The 16,590-nt window shown below is 37.2% G+C and carries 14 protein-coding genes, 1 rRNA gene, 1 riboswitch and 1 other annotated feature; of the genes, 7 read left to right on the top strand and 8 right to left on the bottom strand.

What is annotated here, in order from left to right; genetic code table 11:
* Both CWR45_RS03930 and CWR45_RS03925 read right to left on the bottom strand, forming a co-directional pair.
* Positions 1-186: ribosomal RNA gene (locus CWR45_RS03930) — 16S ribosomal RNA — on the bottom strand; the annotation flags it as partial.
* Between the two features lie 523 nt (positions 187-709).
* On the bottom strand, positions 710-1,453 hold the full coding sequence (locus CWR45_RS03925; protein ID WP_115748497.1) for a sulfite exporter TauE/SafE family protein: 744 nt from the start codon (positions 1,451-1,453) through the stop codon (positions 710-712).
* Between the two features lie 162 nt (positions 1,454-1,615).
* Between CWR45_RS03925 and CWR45_RS03920 the strand changes: the two genes are divergently transcribed.
* On the top strand, positions 1,616-2,368 hold the full coding sequence (locus CWR45_RS03920) for a hypothetical protein (RefSeq protein WP_115748496.1): 753 nt from the start codon (positions 1,616-1,618) through the stop codon (positions 2,366-2,368).
* A gap of 59 nt (positions 2,369-2,427) precedes the next feature.
* Here CWR45_RS03920 and leuS read toward each other — a convergent pair whose 3' ends face one another.
* Positions 2,428-4,842: a leucine--tRNA ligase gene (gene leuS, locus CWR45_RS03915; RefSeq protein ID WP_115748495.1), complete on the bottom strand. Its 2,415-nt coding sequence runs from the start codon at positions 4,840-4,842 to the stop codon at positions 2,428-2,430.
* 178 nt (positions 4,843-5,020) lie between these two features.
* Positions 5,021-5,239, bottom strand: a binding site (T-box leader).
* 123 nt (positions 5,240-5,362) lie between these two features.
* Here leuS and mnmM point away from each other — a divergent pair.
* Positions 5,363-5,935 (top strand): tRNA 5-(aminomethyl)-2-thiouridylate-methyltransferase MnmM, encoded by a 573-nt coding sequence (gene mnmM, locus CWR45_RS03910; protein WP_115748494.1) that lies wholly within the window; start codon positions 5,363-5,365, stop codon positions 5,933-5,935.
* A gap of 236 nt (positions 5,936-6,171) precedes the next feature.
* On the opposite strand, the gene CWR45_RS03905 is transcribed toward mnmM, so the two are convergent.
* Together CWR45_RS03905 and CWR45_RS03900 are read right to left on the bottom strand one after the other, a co-directional pair.
* Positions 6,172-6,513 carry a DnaJ family domain-containing protein gene (locus CWR45_RS03905; protein ID WP_115748493.1) on the bottom strand — a complete coding sequence of 114 codons (342 nt, stop codon included), beginning with the start codon at positions 6,511-6,513 and terminating at the stop codon, positions 6,172-6,174.
* Positions 6,514-6,892: 379 nt separating this feature from the next.
* Positions 6,893-7,960 (bottom strand): tetraprenyl-beta-curcumene synthase family protein, encoded by a 1,068-nt coding sequence (locus CWR45_RS03900; RefSeq protein ID WP_115748492.1) that lies wholly within the window; start codon positions 7,958-7,960, stop codon positions 6,893-6,895.
* Positions 7,961-8,083: 123 nt separating this feature from the next.
* Here CWR45_RS03900 and CWR45_RS03895 point away from each other — a divergent pair, with 123 nt between their 5' ends.
* Entirely contained in the window at positions 8,084-8,605 is a 522-nt protein-coding gene (locus tag CWR45_RS03895) for a gamma carbonic anhydrase (RefSeq protein WP_115748491.1), read from the top strand.
* A 117-nt stretch (positions 8,606-8,722) separates the two neighbouring features.
* On the opposite strand, the gene metK is transcribed toward CWR45_RS03895, so the two are convergent.
* Entirely contained in the window at positions 8,723-9,922 is a 1,200-nt protein-coding gene (gene metK / locus CWR45_RS03890; RefSeq protein ID WP_115748490.1) for a methionine adenosyltransferase, read from the bottom strand.
* 206 nt (positions 9,923-10,128) lie between these two features.
* Positions 10,129-10,236, bottom strand: a riboswitch (SAM riboswitch).
* Between the two features lie 475 nt (positions 10,237-10,711).
* Here metK and pckA point away from each other — a divergent pair.
* The 4 genes from pckA to CWR45_RS03870 all read left to right on the top strand — a co-directional run bounded on the left by pckA (position 10,712) and on the right by CWR45_RS03870 (position 15,196).
* Entirely contained in the window at positions 10,712-12,295 is a 1,584-nt protein-coding gene (gene pckA, locus CWR45_RS03885) for a phosphoenolpyruvate carboxykinase (ATP) (RefSeq protein ID WP_115748489.1), read from the top strand.
* Between the two features lie 301 nt (positions 12,296-12,596).
* Positions 12,597-13,586, top strand: a complete 990-nt coding sequence (locus CWR45_RS03880; RefSeq protein ID WP_115748488.1) for an ABC transporter substrate-binding protein — start codon at positions 12,597-12,599, stop codon at positions 13,584-13,586.
* A 12-nt stretch (positions 13,587-13,598) separates the two neighbouring features.
* Complete coding sequence (locus tag CWR45_RS03875; RefSeq protein ID WP_115748487.1) at positions 13,599-14,384, top strand: ABC transporter ATP-binding protein; 786 nt, start codon at positions 13,599-13,601, stop codon at positions 14,382-14,384.
* 5 nt (positions 14,385-14,389) lie between these two features.
* Positions 14,390-15,196: an ABC transporter permease gene (locus CWR45_RS03870; RefSeq protein ID WP_115748486.1), complete on the top strand. Its 807-nt coding sequence runs from the start codon at positions 14,390-14,392 to the stop codon at positions 15,194-15,196.
* 92 nt (positions 15,197-15,288) lie between these two features.
* Here the strand turns inward: CWR45_RS03870 and ytkD are convergent, their stop codons facing one another.
* Entirely contained in the window at positions 15,289-15,774 is a 486-nt protein-coding gene (gene ytkD / locus CWR45_RS03865; RefSeq protein WP_115748485.1) for an RNA deprotection pyrophosphohydrolase, read from the bottom strand.
* 70 nt (positions 15,775-15,844) lie between these two features.
* Positions 15,845-16,531, bottom strand: a complete 687-nt coding sequence (locus CWR45_RS03860) for a hypothetical protein (protein ID WP_115748484.1) — start codon at positions 16,529-16,531, stop codon at positions 15,845-15,847.
* Positions 16,532-16,590: the final 59 nt, after the last annotated feature.

Here is a 16,590-nt window from a genome sequence, read left to right as displayed (position 1 = left end):
ATTAGCTCACGTTTCCGCGAGTTATCCCGATCTTACAGGTAGGTTGCCCACGTGTTACTCACCCGTCCGCCGCTCATTCCACTTCTCCTCTCCCCGAAGGGATCGGAAAAGCTTCCTGCGCTCGACTTGCATGTATTAGGCACGCCGCCAGCGTTCGTCCTGAGCCAAGATCAAACTCTCCAATAAAGTGTTTGAAATGAAATTGACACCAATCAATTTCATAAGTCTCAAGCTTTAAGAAGTGTTACCTTCTTGTTTTGTTGAAAAGAAAACATGTTTCTTTTCATTGACATACTGGTTGTTTTGTTCAGTTTTCAAAGAGCAAAAATATTATTGTTTAAAAAGTAACTCGCACATCTTACCACTACTCAAAACATCTTGTCAACAACAAATTTAATTTGTAAATTTATTTTAACAATTCATTTCCTAAGTGGAATTAAATAATAACATGTTCACCAAAGCTTGTCAACAACAATTAGCAACATTTTTAAACAACAGGTGATTCATCTCCAACCTGTTCATAAACTAAGCATGTTGATACTTTTAGACAACACCATTTAACTGTGCGATATAATTTATCTTATCATCAAAACAACTAATCAAATGATCTCTACTCAGCATTATTAGTATTTTTCTACTCTATTATCTTACGCGTTTATCATTATTTCATTTGACGTAATAGCATTCCTACATCATCCACTAAGTTTCATTACATTAATAGATAAATACCGCCTATTGCAGTAAGTATTATGATAAGCCATTGAAAGACCTTCTGTGGAATAAGCGGCAAAATTCTAATACCGATAATTGCACCAACTATAATTGCTGGAACCATCCATAGATTAAAAGTTAAAGATTCCTGCGTTATCAAACCTAAATATAAATAGAAAGGAACTTTAATCACATTTACCACTAGAAAAAACCAAGCAGCAGTACCAACAAACTCATTCTTTGATAAGCCTTTTACGAGTAAGTAAATGGCCATTACGCCGCCCGCAGCATTTCCTACCATAGTCGTAAACCCGCCTAATATCCCCATTAGAGAAATAAACCCGAGTGAAGATGGTAGAATCTGATTAAACCGCTCTCCAAATTTTTGTTTCGTTAAATGAAGTACAATCATAGCAAGCACTATTATCCCAATCATTGGCTTCAACTGTTCGCTGTTTACATGTGATAACACAAAGTAACCGCATAAAATCCCAATTAATACCCAAGGAATTAAAGATATGAGGTGTTTCCATATAACATTTCTACGATAATATGTTACAGCAAACACATCACCTACCAGTAGCATCGGCAGCAATATACCAACAGATTCCTTTGCAGGAAATACTAGCATGAGCACCGTAACAACAAAGATAACCAAATTCGGTAAACCTGATTTTGAAAAACCGATAAAAACAGCACAAAGAATAACGATAAACCATTCTGCAACAGATAGTTCAAACATATGTAGTTCCCCCATTTCGAACTTTTTTACCTATCGTACCACATGTGCCATGTGCTAATAGCTTGAAATGCATTGATAAATTGATATTTTATCTGACTTATATGAATAGCAAACCATATTCTTACACAATCTAAAATAAAAAATGAGATTGGAGAGTCGCGGATGAGACATAGAGTCGCTATTTGTATCTTACTTGTTTCTTTACTTTTACCAGTAACGGTAAGGGCAAATGAAACAAAGCAAGAACCTATTTTAATTGAAACGTACCAATCAGATGTCACAGGAGATGGGCAAAATGAAGAAATTAATTTGTATGGTATTTTATTTTCTCCAGATACGAGATACTACCGAGACATCTGGGCAAATATAACAGGTCCTGAAGGGGAAAGCTGGAAAATCAATTACGGCGGTGGATACGACCCGACCATTCGATTTGTTGATTTAAACCATGATAAAATAAACGACATTTTTTATCAAAGCCCAACTGGAGGAAGTGGTGGTATATATACAAGTTTTCTTCATACACTTGCTAATAAAGAGTTATTGGAAATTCCGCTTCCTGAACAACCATATGTAAAAGGGCAATTCGAGGAGAACTTTACTGTCAGCATTGAATTAACGCCAAACGGAAAACCAATTGTTATGGATGTTAAAAGCCGTGCAGAAGATTATATTCGATTAGGCATTTATAATAAAGAAGGAAAACTACTAACTCCCACTGAGATTATGGTAGATCCAATTGCCTTTTTTGAGCCAATCAAAATCAGCGCTGACAAGGGATATGGTCTAAAGAGCTATCAACAAATTAGTGGCGCATACCATGCTGATCAATTAGGAACATTGGAAACCCTCTGGTATTATGAGAACGATAAATGGATTTTGCTGCAAACGAACTGGAATCCGGCATCACCTTAATGAAAAAGGACCTCATTAATTACATGAGGTCCTAAATTATTTAACTGATAAAGCTAGTATTAGTTAGCCACAACATTTACTAATTTTCCAGGAACAACAATTACTTTACGAATCGTTTTTCCTTCTAACCATTTTTGAAGTGATTCATCTGCGAGTGCGACTTTTTCAAGATCTTCTCTTGAAATATCTCTGCCTACATTAATTTTTGAACGAACTTTACCCATTACTTGTAAAACAACTTCCACTTCTTCTTCTTCAAGTTTGGTTTCGTCAAATATTGGCCATTCCTCATAAGTAATGGTTTCCGTGAACCCTAGTTTTTCCCAAAGCTCTTCAGCAATATGTGGTGCTATTGGGGAAAGAAGCTTCACAATTCCTTCTACATGACGCTTAGAGATCTTCTCTGCCTTGTATCCTTCATTAATAAATACCATTAACTGAGAAATCCCAGTATTAAAATGCAGTTGCTGATAATCTTCAGTAACTTTTTTCACTGTCTCATGATAAACCTTATCCAGTGTACTTTCCTCTTGTTCAACAATTTTATCTGAAAGTGTTCCATCTTCATTTATGAATAAACGCCAGACACGATCAAGGAAACGTCTTGCACCATCAAGCCCATTTGTTGACCATGCAACAGATGCATCGAGTGGTCCCATGAACATTTCATATAATCTTAGTGTATCTGCACCATGTGAAGCAACGATGTCATCAGGGTTTACAACATTCCCTTTTGATTTACTCATCTTCTCATTACCTTCACCAAGAATCATTCCTTGATTAAATAGCTTTTGGAAAGGTTCTTTCGTCGGTACCACGCCAATATCGTATAAAAACTTATGCCAGAAACGTGCATATAGCAAATGGAGTACGGCATGCTCGGCTCCTCCAATATAAATATCAATAGGCAGCCATTTTTCTAATGCTTCTGGAGCAGCAAGTTGCTCCGTATTATCCGGATCAATATAGCGTAAGAAATACCAGCAGCTACCAGCCCATTGTGGCATCGTATTTGTTTCGCGACGACCTTTCATACCAGTCTTCGGATCGATAACATTTACCCACTCTTCATTATTCGCAAGTGGTGATTCCCCTGTACCAGATGGTTTAATTTCCTCCATGACTGGAAGCTCTAATGGAAGTTCTTCCTCTGGAACAGTTGTCATTGTCCCATCTTCCCAGTGTATAATCGGAATTGGTTCACCCCAGTAACGCTGCCTTGCAAATAACCAGTCACGAAGACGATACGTAATTTTCTTTTCGCCTTTTCCTTCTGCAACTAGCCAGTCAATCATTTTCGATATGGCTTCTTCTTTTCCAAGACCATCAAGGAAGCTAGAATTCACATGCTCTCCGTCACCAGTATAAGCTTCTTTTTCTACATCTCCACCAGCTACTACTTCAATAATCGGTAATGCAAATTTCTTCGCAAACTCATAATCTCGTTCATCATGTGCAGGTACTGCCATGATTGCTCCTGTACCATAAGACATTAGTACATAATCCGCAACCCAGATCGGCATTTTTTCATTATTGACCGGATTAATTGCATATGCACCGGTAAATACACCTGTTTTATCCTTTGCCAAATCTGTACGATCTAGATCCGATTTGGTTTCCACTTCATGAAGATAAGCTTCAACTGTTGCTTTTTGTTCTGTAGTAGTTATCTTCTTAACGAATGGATGCTCTGGCGCAAGTACCGCATATGTTGCACCAAAAAGCGTATCCGGTCTTGTTGTGAACACAGTAAATTGCTCACCATGTCCATCGATTGAAAACGTAACTTCTGCACCTTCTGAACGGCCAATCCAATTTCGTTGCATTTCTTTCAAGCTATCTGGCCAATCAAGATCATCTAAATCTTCAAGCAAACGGTCAGCATATGCTGTAATCTTCAACATCCATTGCTTCATTGGTTTACGAACAACAGGATGTCCTCCACGCTCACTTTTACCATCGATTACTTCCTCATTAGCTAGAACCGTTCCAAGTGCAGGACACCAGTTAACAGCTACTTCATCAATATAGGCAAGACCTTTTTCATAAAGTTTTGTAAAAATCCATTGTGTCCATTTATAATAATTCGGGTCGGTCGTATTTACTTCACGATCCCAATCATAAGAGAATCCCAGTTCTTGAATTTGTCGTTTAAAAGTGGCAATATTATGTGCAGTAAATTCCGCTGGACTATTTCCAGTGTCGATTGCGTATTGCTCTGCTGGTAAACCGAAAGCATCCCAGCCCATCGGATGAAGAACTTCATATCCTTGCATTCGCTTCATACGTGAAAGAATATCGGTTGCTGTATATCCTTCTGGGTGACCAACATGTAATCCTACCCCTGATGGGTATGGGAACATATCAAGTGCATAGAACTTCTCTTTCTTTGAAAAAGTATCTGTTTTAAACGTTTTATTCTCATTCCAGTAATGTTGCCATTTCTTTTCTATTTCTTGGTGTTTGAAACTCATGTTTATTTCCTCCTTGTCGACTTTACGGAAAATATAGCTTAACCAAGCCTATATCAGCTTTTTCTAGCGTTTTAACGTTTTTAGAATACTAGGGGATTAGTCTAGCCATCGTTGTAATGATTCTACCGTAAAGTTCTATATTTATTCATCAAACAACAAAAAAAGCCACTCATCCCTAGAAAGGGACGAGAAGCTTCTATACTCCCGCGGTACCACCCAAATTAACGTAATTAATACGTTCACTCGAATCCATAACGTGGATTTACGGCAGAAACTACTACACATTCATTTCTGCAACATAAAAGGTGAGTTCATAAATAGATCAAGGACAGCTTACACCACCCGCTGCCTCTCTATGCTTGAATTATTTATTACTAATCCTTATCAAAGTCGTTTCATTATTATATCGAAAGTATAAAGAATAGTACCATTTTTGTCAACTATGCATTAGAATATACATCGCTTTTTTGATTATGTTACACTAGTCAGTAGGAATTAATTTAAGGAGTTATACGACGATATGCTTAAAGGAATTTTAAATTATGCACATTATTTATTAGAAGAAGCAATCAAAAAAGACGAATTAGTTATTGATGCAACTTGTGGAAATGGAAATGATACATTATTTTTAAGTACACTTGTAGGTGAACATGGAAAAGTACTGGCGTTTGACATTCAGAAGGAAGCAATAGCTGCAACGAAGCAACGAATCATTGCAAACGAAAGAACGAATGTATCGCTAATCCATGATAGCCATGAGAATATTGCTAAATATTTACCCGTTCATACGAATGAAAAAATCAGTGGTGCCATTTTCAACCTTGGATATTTGCCTAAAAGCGATAAAAAAATTATAACGAAGCCAGACTCAACAATAATTGCCATTGACACACTTCTAAACCATTTGAGAAAAGATGGGCTTATCGTTATTGTCGTTTATCATGGACATGAAGGCGGCAAGGCAGAAAAGGAAGCAATTTTAAAATATCTATTCCATCTGGATCAGAAGCAGTATAGTGTCCTACGCTATGGCTTTATCAACCAGAAAAATGATCCGCCATTTATTCTAGCGATTCAGAAAAAGATAGATTAATACACACGCTTTGACCAAGTGTCAGAGCGTGTTTTTTATAACACATATTTGATCCTTACCTGCATCCAATAAAGGCGAAAAACACCTCTATGTAACTTTTCAACCTATGCTTGTCTGAAAACATTTTATCTTAAATATAACTCTTCCTCATTAAGATACTGCTTCTCTGGCAGAATATCTTTGTATCGCTATGTATTTAAATAGTAAAGGACCTAAAACCTTCCAGTTTAGGTCCTCTATCCCCAAATTCTCCTAGCTTTTTCTATTCCATCCATGCTTACTAGCATTTTTTGCATTGGCAATGGACAAAGCGTATTATATTCCTTCACCTTTTTATTAATTCTTTTAATATCTTTATCCGTCTTCGCTTTTTCAAGTAATGTAGATATTTCCTTTTGCAGTTTAAGCCATGACGGGAGGTATCCAGCATCCTTTGCTATCTTCTGGAAGTTTTGAAACACATCTCGCTGTACATATCCTTTTGGCAGTGGCTTGCCTTTTCCTTCTAAATTGAAATTATCCTTCTCCCCAGATGATTCCAGTATTTCACCGATTAGATCATTATATTTTCTATCCATTGATCTCCCCCCCACCGAACGAACTCTTTTAGCGTCCTGCCTTCTTTTTTCAGTAACCGATACATTGAAATAAAACAAAGAATATTGACTACTGAAAAATATAAGGTTGATAGTAAAATGAAACTGTAATCCACTAAGCTTAAATACAATGAACAGAAGTAGTAGTGCAATAATTAATAAAGAATACAAACCATGCGTCCTTTAGCATATTGACAACTGCTTTAATTTATTCCTAACTAAATACGAAATAAAATAATTGTAATCTGTTCAAATTGTCGCTTGTTCATTTCCTGTATTAGAATCATTATCTATATATAATATATTCTATGCTTCAGTAAAAAACTCCTTTTATCCTTGGTAAAAACTCAAATGTTAACACTCATATCTTCGCTCGCTTATGATACATTCTAATATTCCAATGGAAAATTTTTGCCATAACCCCACTTGCTTTTAAGAGAGCCTTAGTCATTTCCTCACCATCATCAAGTTGTTTTACTTTTTTATCACCTAAATACAATGCGACTAAACCTTGCTGTACCATTTCATGAAACTTCCGATCAGGCAGAATTTGAACATGCTTTGCCGTTTGCTCAATAAAGTAATGAAAACGCAGATTCATTTGTTCTTTGTTCAGATAGAAGCTACAGAAATTTAAATCACCTTCTTGTTCGTCTTCTTGTTGATCAATAAAGTAGTCAAGTAAAATATGTAATCCTTGCATATATGGAAAATATCCGTCATAGATTTTTCTCGCAAGCTCTCCTGACATCCCGCCACCAAGCGCATATGAAATAAGACAGAAAATCCCTAGCGTCGACCCTGAAGCAGCTGCAAATTCATGCCAAGCTAATGTGGGAGTTTTCCATTTGTTTTCTTCATACCAAGCAGTTAAGCGTGGAACTCTATCTTCCAATTGAACATGTTTATGTACTTGTAAATCTGCATACATCGCTTCAAGTTCCAACAAAATTGGCTTAATAACAGAATAAGTAGGGATTTCTTCTATTATTTGCTGGCAAGTTCGAACAAGTTCCGCTAGATACCCCCCATCATCTTGTTCTTTTCTCAATTCATAATAATTTCCCACCTCATTCTTAGGCGATAGTGCGTCCTCCATAGATTCATGCAATAAGCGAAAATCATCCGGATCCATCGACGTGCTTCGATCACAAAGATTGTCTAAATAGTCGCTGATTGTTTGATAAGCAACGATAAATCGAATCGCTGTTTTTTGATTTTTTGCTGCTAATAGTGCATATGTAGCACCACCTTGACAATGAAATCGTTTCGAATCAATACTCGCAAGTGCCTGGGCCCGCAATTCCAAATCAGGAATCTGCTCTGCCTTTCTTTTCCAGTAGGCTAATGCTTTGTCAACTTCAGGAAAAATATCGCGATAAACCGCTCTTAGTAATGTCAATGCTGTCTTTGGTACATTTGTAGTCAAACTACTTCCTCCGCTCTATCATTTCATTCATCCAATTAATAAAAGTTTGTTATACTCGATATTATAGCATCAACTTTTGAGTATTATACGATGTCGAAATTATCCAGACTGGAGGGAGCGTAGTTGATTGGTGAATACAAAGATACAAAACCGAACATACATGATACTGCTTTTATTGCAAAAGACGCCGTGATTGTTGGTGACGTGACAATTGATGAACAATCGTGCATTTGGTTTCATACTGTTATTCGTGGCGATGTTGCGCCAACAAGGATTGGCAAAAGGGTTAGTATTCAAGATTTATCCATGTTACATCAAAGTCCTGACAATCCATTAATTATTGAAGACGATGTGACGGTTGGACATCAGGTCACCCTACATTCTGCAATAATAAGAAAAAACGCTCTAATCGGGATGGGATCCATTATCCTTGATGGAGCTGAGGTTGGAGAGAATGCCTTTATTGGCGCAGGAAGTCTAATTCCACCCGGGAAAAAGATTCCAGCAAACACGCTTGCTTTCGGGAGGCCAGCCAAAGTAATCCGTGACCTAAATAAAGCCGACTATGCAGAAATGGAAAGAATAAGGAAATCATATGTAGAAAAAGGACAGTATTATAAGAAAAATACGGAGTTAGGCTCGTAAGGAAATCGGCAAGATTGCCGATTTCCTTTTTTTGAGATGAATCTACCGAGCCGCCCCTTTAAAACCAATAAAAAAAGCCGTTCAGCAAAACTACTGCCAAACGACTTGATATAGAAATTATTTTACCAATAACGTCTTTAATTCATTCACTTTATCTGTTTTTTCCCATGGGAACTCGATATCTGTTCTACCAAAATGACCGTATGCAGCCGTGTTTCGGAAGATTGGCTTTCTTAAGTCTAGCATATTGATAATTCCAGCTGGTCGAAGGTCAAATAATTGACGAACCGCTTCAACAAGAACATCCTCCGCTACAATGCCAGTGCCAAATGTATTTATCGCAATTGAAACTGGTTCCGCAACACCAATTGCATATGCAAGTTGAACTTCACATGACTTCGCAAGGTCCGCGGCAACGATATTTTTTGCAACATAGCGTGCTGCATATGCTGCCGAACGATCTACTTTGGTAGCATCCTTACCGCTAAATGCTCCACCACCATGACGAGCATATCCACCATATGTGTCCACGATAATTTTACGACCAGTCAATCCTACGTCACCTTGAGGTCCGCCAATAACAAAGCGTCCAGTTGGATTGATGAAATATTTTGTTTCATCGTCAAGAAGTGCTTCTGGAACGATTGGACGAATGACATGTTCAATCATGTCTTTTTCAATTTGTTCTGTTGTAATATCTTGATGGTGCTGTGTAGAAATAACAATCGTATCAACACGTACAGGAGAATCGTTCTCATCATATTCGATTGTTACTTGTGTTTTTCCATCTGGACGGAGATAATCCAAGGTTTGATCTTTGCGTACATCTGTTAATCGTTTTGCAAGTTTATGCGCCAAAGAAATAGGCAATGGCATTAATTCTTCTGTTTCATTACAAGCAAAGCCAAACATTAAGCCTTGATCCCCCGCCCCAATTGAGTCAATTTCTGCTTCACTCATTTTTCCTTGACGCGCTTCAAGTGCTTTATCCACACCGCCAGCAATATCTGCAGATTGCTCATCAATCGCAGTCATTACCGCGCAAGTTTCTGCGTCAAATCCAAATTTTGCTCTTGTGTAGCCGATTTCCTTCACTGTTTGGCGAACGACTGCTGGAATATCTACATACGTACTTGTAGATATTTCTCCTGCAACTAATACTAAACCTGTTGTTACCGTAGTCTCACATGCGACACGCGCAAATGGATCCTTTTCTAAAATTGCATCTAAAATTGCGTCTGAGATTTGATCAGACATTTTATCAGGATGTCCTTCTGTTACAGACTCTGATGTAAATAAACGACGATTTGCAGCCATTAGGCTTACTCCCCTTTATATGATGTTACGGATCTCTATTTAGTAAGTTATGATTAATTTTATTCAACGTACCTGAGAAAGTAAAAAAATATTCCTTATCCCCATCTGGAGAATTTCTTATCATCTTACTATAAGAAATAAAATATTTACTCTTTAAAGTAAAAAAGCCCTTCCTATAAATGAGGAAAGGGTTACCGGGCCTTTCACTCTTATTGTTCAAGGAGTTTTCCTTGCATCAGGTTAGCACCTTTTCACATGATGTGATGGTTGCTGGGCTTCATTGGGTCTGTCCCTCCGCCGGCTCTGAATAAGAGATATCCGTTCCTTATAAGATTAACGAATCCATAGGTTCATGTCAACAGTAAAATTAGCGTACTAACATAAGAGCAAGATACTTCATATGATTGAATGTTTAAAACTGGCAAACTAATTATTGTATTTGTTTAAGATATATAAACCTAGGTATAGAATCACTTTATGCCTTCAATAAATAATTTCCATATATATTGGTTAACATTTACCCCTATAGTTTTATCTTTTCACCAATTTCCCATGTTGCTTTCCAACTAAATCGAAGTCACTCATTATGTTGCATCTCTCCTTAAAGAATTAAGCTCATGAATACCAAAATTTTCAACATTAAAAATAAATCCTATAAAATATTAAAAATATCGATTATTGGTATGGACTATTATTATTAATGTGTTATACTAATTAAAAATTAAGCTTATTAATGTTAGAAATAATGAATGAATTTATCGTATAACAATAAAGGCGGGAGAAATCGAGATGAAAACTGTGGAAAAGTCTTTAGTGAAAGAATTAATTTCTCATGAGAACATACAGCATAATTTATCTGTACCGCAATTAGTTGAAAAGGTCCTAGAACGAAATGAAGGTACTTTAACTAATACTGGCGCTGTACGTGCTACAACAGGAAAGTACACAGGACGCTCTCCAAAAGACAAGTTCATCGTAAGGGATAAAGTATGTGACACATTTATTAATTGGGGACCTGTCAATCAACCAATCGAAGAAGTTTACTTTGATAACCTATATCGTAAAATGGTTGATTATTTAAAGGGAAAAGATGAGGTATATTCTTTTCAAGGGTTTGCTGGTGCAGATGCTAATTACCGATTACCTATTCAAGTAATTAATGAGTATGCATGGCACAACTTATTCTCACGCCAATTATTTATTACAGCTTCAGATGCAGAGCTTAAAACCCATCATTCAGAATTCACGGTCATATCTGCACCGAATTTCAAAGCAGATCCTATTGTAGATAAAACAAATTCAGAAACATTTATTATGATTTCATTTAAGAAACGAATTATCTTAATCGGGGGCACGGAGTATGCAGGAGAAATAAAGAAATCGATCTTTTCCATTATGAATTACCTGTTACCACAGCAGGATATACTTTCTATGCACTGTTCAGCGAATGTTGGCGCAGAAGGTGATGTTGCTTTATTCTTTGGCCTATCTGGCACTGGTAAAACAACTTTATCCGCTGACCCGCATCGTCGCCTTATTGGTGATGATGAGCATGGCTGGGGACCTGATGGTGTATTTAATATTGAAGGTGGCTGCTATGCAAAGTGCGTCAATTTATCACAGGAAAAAGAACCACAGATTTTCAATGCAATCCGGTTCGGTGCGGTATTAGAAAATGTCATCTTAAATGATACGAGAATTCCTGATTATGACGATACATTATTAACGGAGAATACTAGGGCAGCATATCCACTAGAGTATATTGATCATATCATGACTCCAAGTGTCGCAGGTCATCCAAACACGATTATTTTCCTTACTGCCGATGCTTCTGGAACTTTGCCACCAATTAGTAGACTAACGAAGGAACAGGCAATGTATCATTTCTTGAGTGGTTATACGAGTAAATTAGCTGGCACGGAACGAGGTGTTACAGAACCACAAGCAACATTCTCTGCCTGCTTTGGTTCTCCATTTCTTCCATTAGCACCAGCGAGATATGCAGAAATGCTTGGGGGAAAAATTGATTTATATAATGCGAATGTATTCCTTGTGAATACCGGCTGGACTGGCGGGCCTTATGGTGTAGGTGAACGCATAAAGCTTTCCTATACTCGAGCAATGATCCATTCTGCCTTAGAAGGAGAGCTAAATACAGTAGAGACAACAGTCGATGAGATCTTTGGTTTGCAGATACCTTCGTCTATTCCTGGTGTACCAGACAGTGTTCTAATTCCAAGATATACATGGCAAGATAAAGTTGCATATGGGATTGCCGCCAAATCCTTAGCGATGAAATTTCATTATAATTTCGAGAAGTTTACCGAAGCTGGGGAGAGTATTAAGCAAGCAGGTCCACTTTACAAAGGTTAATTTAATTCGTTTCCTCATCCCAAAAGGATTTCTTATATGAGTGAAAGTAAGGATAGCTTGTCTATCCAAAAATTTGTTTAGATTCATCCTAATTGCCGACTTCTTAATGGAAGTCGGTTCTTTTTATGAATTAAAATGATTCCCCTTCCATTAAAAGATTTTCAATCCCCATATAGGCATTCACACATTTTTTCACTATCGCATAAACTGTCTTTAGAAATCCCACTGTTACTATAGCGGCGAGAAAGCTCTAAATCTTTCCTACCTGCAAACATTACTTATTTTGAAAGGGTCGAGTACGATGAGAAAAATGACGATATTAATTTTATTTGCTTCCCTATTTCTATTAATGCTATCCGCTTGTAATACATCAGAAGTTACAAAAATCAGCTTAGCAGAGGTTACAAGATCCCTCTTTTATGCACCACAATATGTAGCACTTGAGAAAGGCTTTTTTGAGGAAGAAGGACTTGAAGTGGAACTGCAAACAACTTGGGGTGGAGATACAACGATGACTACTTTACTTTCTGACGGGGCCGATATTGCACTAGTTGGCTCTGAGACCTCCATCTATGTTTATGCACAGGATTCTAAAGACTACGCAATTAATTTCGCACAATTAACACAAACAGATGGAACATTTTTAGTTGCGAAAGATCCAGATCCTAATTTTACTTGGGAAAATGTTGCGGGAAGCAACTTTTTAGGTCAACGGGTTGGTGGAATGCCACAAATGGTTGGTGAGTACGTTCTGAAACAACATGGTATTAATCCACATACAGATTTGGAATTAACGCAAAACATTGATTTTGCAAATATTCCTGGTGCATTTGCTTCTGGTGATTATGAATATGTTCAATTATTTGAGCCAACAGCTAGTGTGTTTGAGAAAGAAGGTCAAGGCCATATTGTTGCATCATTCGGTGAAGAATCTGGTACCGTACCATACACCGTTTTTATGGCAAAACAGAGCTTCCTAGATGAGAATCCTGAAACAATTACAAAATTTACAAGAGCAATCTACAAGGCACAGCAATGGGTTGCAGAAAATAAAGCGGAGGAAATCGCAAAAGTAATCGAACCTTATTTTGAAGATACCGCCCTAGAAATATTGACTACATCCATTGAACGTTATAAAAATCAAGACTCTTTTGCAACAGATCCAATTTTAGACGAAGCAGAATGGGATAACTTAAAAGACATAATGGATGAAGCTGGCGAGCTTCCAGCAGATGTGCCATATGAAGATTTGGTTAATACAGAGTTTGCAGAAGATGTTATTGGTAACTAAGGAGGACATAATGTGTCATTTCTAACCTTGGATCATGTTTCCCATCACTATTTTTCGAAAAATGGCTTTACAAAAGCATTGGATAATATTTCATTGTCGGTAAAGGAAGGTGAATTTATTTCCTTACTTGGACCAAGTGGTTGTGGCAAATCAACAATATTGTCCATCATCGCTGGAATAATGAAACAAACTGCTGGGGATGTATTTCTCCAGCAGAAATTAATCAGCAATACTGATTTATCGATTGGTTATATGCTGCAGCAAGACTATCTGTTTCCTTGGAAAACAATTATTGATAATGTTTTATTAGGACCGAGGATTCAGAACCAATTTACAGAGGAAACCCGTTCGCGAGCATTAGAGCTATTAGATGTCGTCGGTCTCCCTAATGTTGCGGAAAAGTATCCGAGCGCGTTATCCGGTGGAATGAGACAACGTGTTGCATTAGTTCGGACTTTAATTAATAACCCAAAACTCTTATTACTAGATGAACCATTTTCAGCACTTGATTATCAAACGAAATTAAAACTCGAAAACTTAGTTGCAAAATTATTCAAGACTTATCACAAAACCGCCATTCTCGTAACCCATGATATCGGTGAGGCAATTGCAATGAGTGACCGTGTATTTATCATGAACGCTAATCCCGGTTCCATTGCTAAAGTATTTGAAGTACCAATTGAATTACGAAATGAAACACCAATACTCGTTCGGAAGCATCAAAAATATCAGCTGCTTTTCGATAAAATTTGGGAAGAATTAGACAAGAAAGAATCAGCAAGCAAGGTGGTGTTCTAAAAGATATGAAGCAAAAAACAGATCAACACTTATTTGAAGACTATAACAGACAATTAAAAAAGGAAAAAAAGGTCGTATTAACTTGGCAGCTTGCTATCCTAATCTTTTTTATCGCACTTTGGGAGATTGCGAGCAGATTTTATTGGATTGACCCATTATTATTCAGTTCCCCTACCAAGGTAATCGATTTGCTCATTACAAGATTTGCAAACGGCTCAATTTTCAGCCACGTTTCGATCACTCTGTTTGAAACGATTTTAGGCTTTATCATTGGAACCATTGGTGGAATTTTAATTGCCATCATGCTTTGGACATCGGCTCGATTTTCCAAAGTCATGGATCCCTATCTCGTCGTTTTTAATGCGATGCCAAAAGTAGCACTCGGTCCCATCCTAATCGTTGCATTTGGACCTGGATATTTCTCTATCATTGCGATGGGATTTATTATTTCTGTTATCGTTACAACACTTGTCGTTTATTCTGCTTTTAATGAAGTGGATCCAAACTACGAGAAAGTATTGAGAAGCTTCGGCGCATCGAAATCACAAATTTTTAAAGAAGCGATTTTTCCAGCAGCACTGCCTGCAATGATTTCTACACTTAAAGTAAACGTAGGATTATCTTGGGTTGGTGTAATCGTTGGGGAATACCTTGTATCAAAGGAAGGTCTCGGCTATTTAATCATTTACGGATTCCAAGTATTTGATTTTACACTCGTAATGGCAAGCCTTGTTATCATCGCGATTCTCGCTGCAATCATGTATAAGATTGTGGAGAGGATTGAAACCTGGTTGATCAAACATACGACCTAATTAGAATCGTTAACGAGTCGTAAAAAAACTGGCCAAGTAAAAACGCTTGGAAAATTTCTCTCCAAGCGTTACATTTTCTACATTACATGCCTTTAAACTGGACGTAAAGAAATACTCTCATTCTGAATATACTCCATGCAATATTCTAATACTCCATCTTTCATCACAAAGCTGTACCGATCATTATACCTTACATTTTCGGGTATCGATTTAAGCAGCTGCGGCCCGTCTGTTTCAAAATAGGTTTCCTGATTTAACAACTGATTAACATTCGCACAGTAAACATTCTTTATTACGGTATCACTTTTCCCGTATACAATGTATTGACCAATATATACAATACTCTCTACCGTTCCTCCAGTTTCTTCCTTTACTTCACGAATTGCTGCTTGCTCTGCAGTTTCACCGATTTCAACTTTCCCCCCAGGGAATTCTAACCCCCGCTCACTATGCTTAGTTAATAGCCAATTTCCTCGATGCTTGCAAATCACCCATACATGTTTCGGCTCTTTGGAGAAAGGATGATCATCAAAGGAAAGCTTCACCTCATTGTTGTAATAATCCCTAAATTTTTTCAATTATCAACTACCCTTTTCTCTATTAAATCAAGTGAAACTTTATTCACTAGGGATTCCCCCTATTTTGAACCTAATACTGATGTGCAATGCCCGTTATCCTCCAAGCAGATCCATCATACGTGAATTCTATACTAACAGTATAATTTCCATGTAATTCTGATTCATTATATTGATTTACCATTGCTTTATTTTCACTTACCTGTTGTACTTTATAATCGTTATTTTCTTCAAACCATGGTGGCGTTTCTGTTGGCAGAATATAAATTCCATCCGCTTCTTCATGGAAATAAAAATTTACATACTCAGCAACAACTTCTCGATCTATGAACACCGAAAAAACATCCATTAATTCATCTATTGTCGCATAATTTAGTACTCGATAATTATCATCTATCGGTTGTACTAATGTATTCATAAAGCGATCCGTTAGTTCAACAATATTTTGATGTGTAAGTTCTGGAATCGTATCTTGTTGTTCCATTCCCACATTATCCTTTGCTGAATCAGACTGTTTCTGCTCCGTTACCAGATTTTCTCTTGTTGAAGAAGCAACTGCTTGCTCTATTTCCATGCTATTTATTATTGAGTTATTTTGCTGTGCTTTCCCCACACTACCTAATGTCGAAATGATTTGCTGATGATTCTTTGCTTGAACAGGTAAAGTATTATGATTGCTTACGACTAATAGTAACAGAATTACGCCTACACTTAAAACACAAAGTATCCATTTGCTGTTTCTTTTTAATTTATGCTTCATTCTAACATCCCCTTTAAGGTACGTACTAGCTTAATACTATGGTAGACTATTCCTTATTT

Source organism: Oceanobacillus chungangensis (assembly GCF_003369565.1).
GTDB classification, from domain to species: domain Bacteria; phylum Bacillota; class Bacilli; order Bacillales; family Amphibacillaceae; genus Oceanobacillus; species Oceanobacillus chungangensis.
Note: the sequence above shows the minus strand (reverse complement) of the source record. Positions and strands in the feature narration are given on the sequence as shown.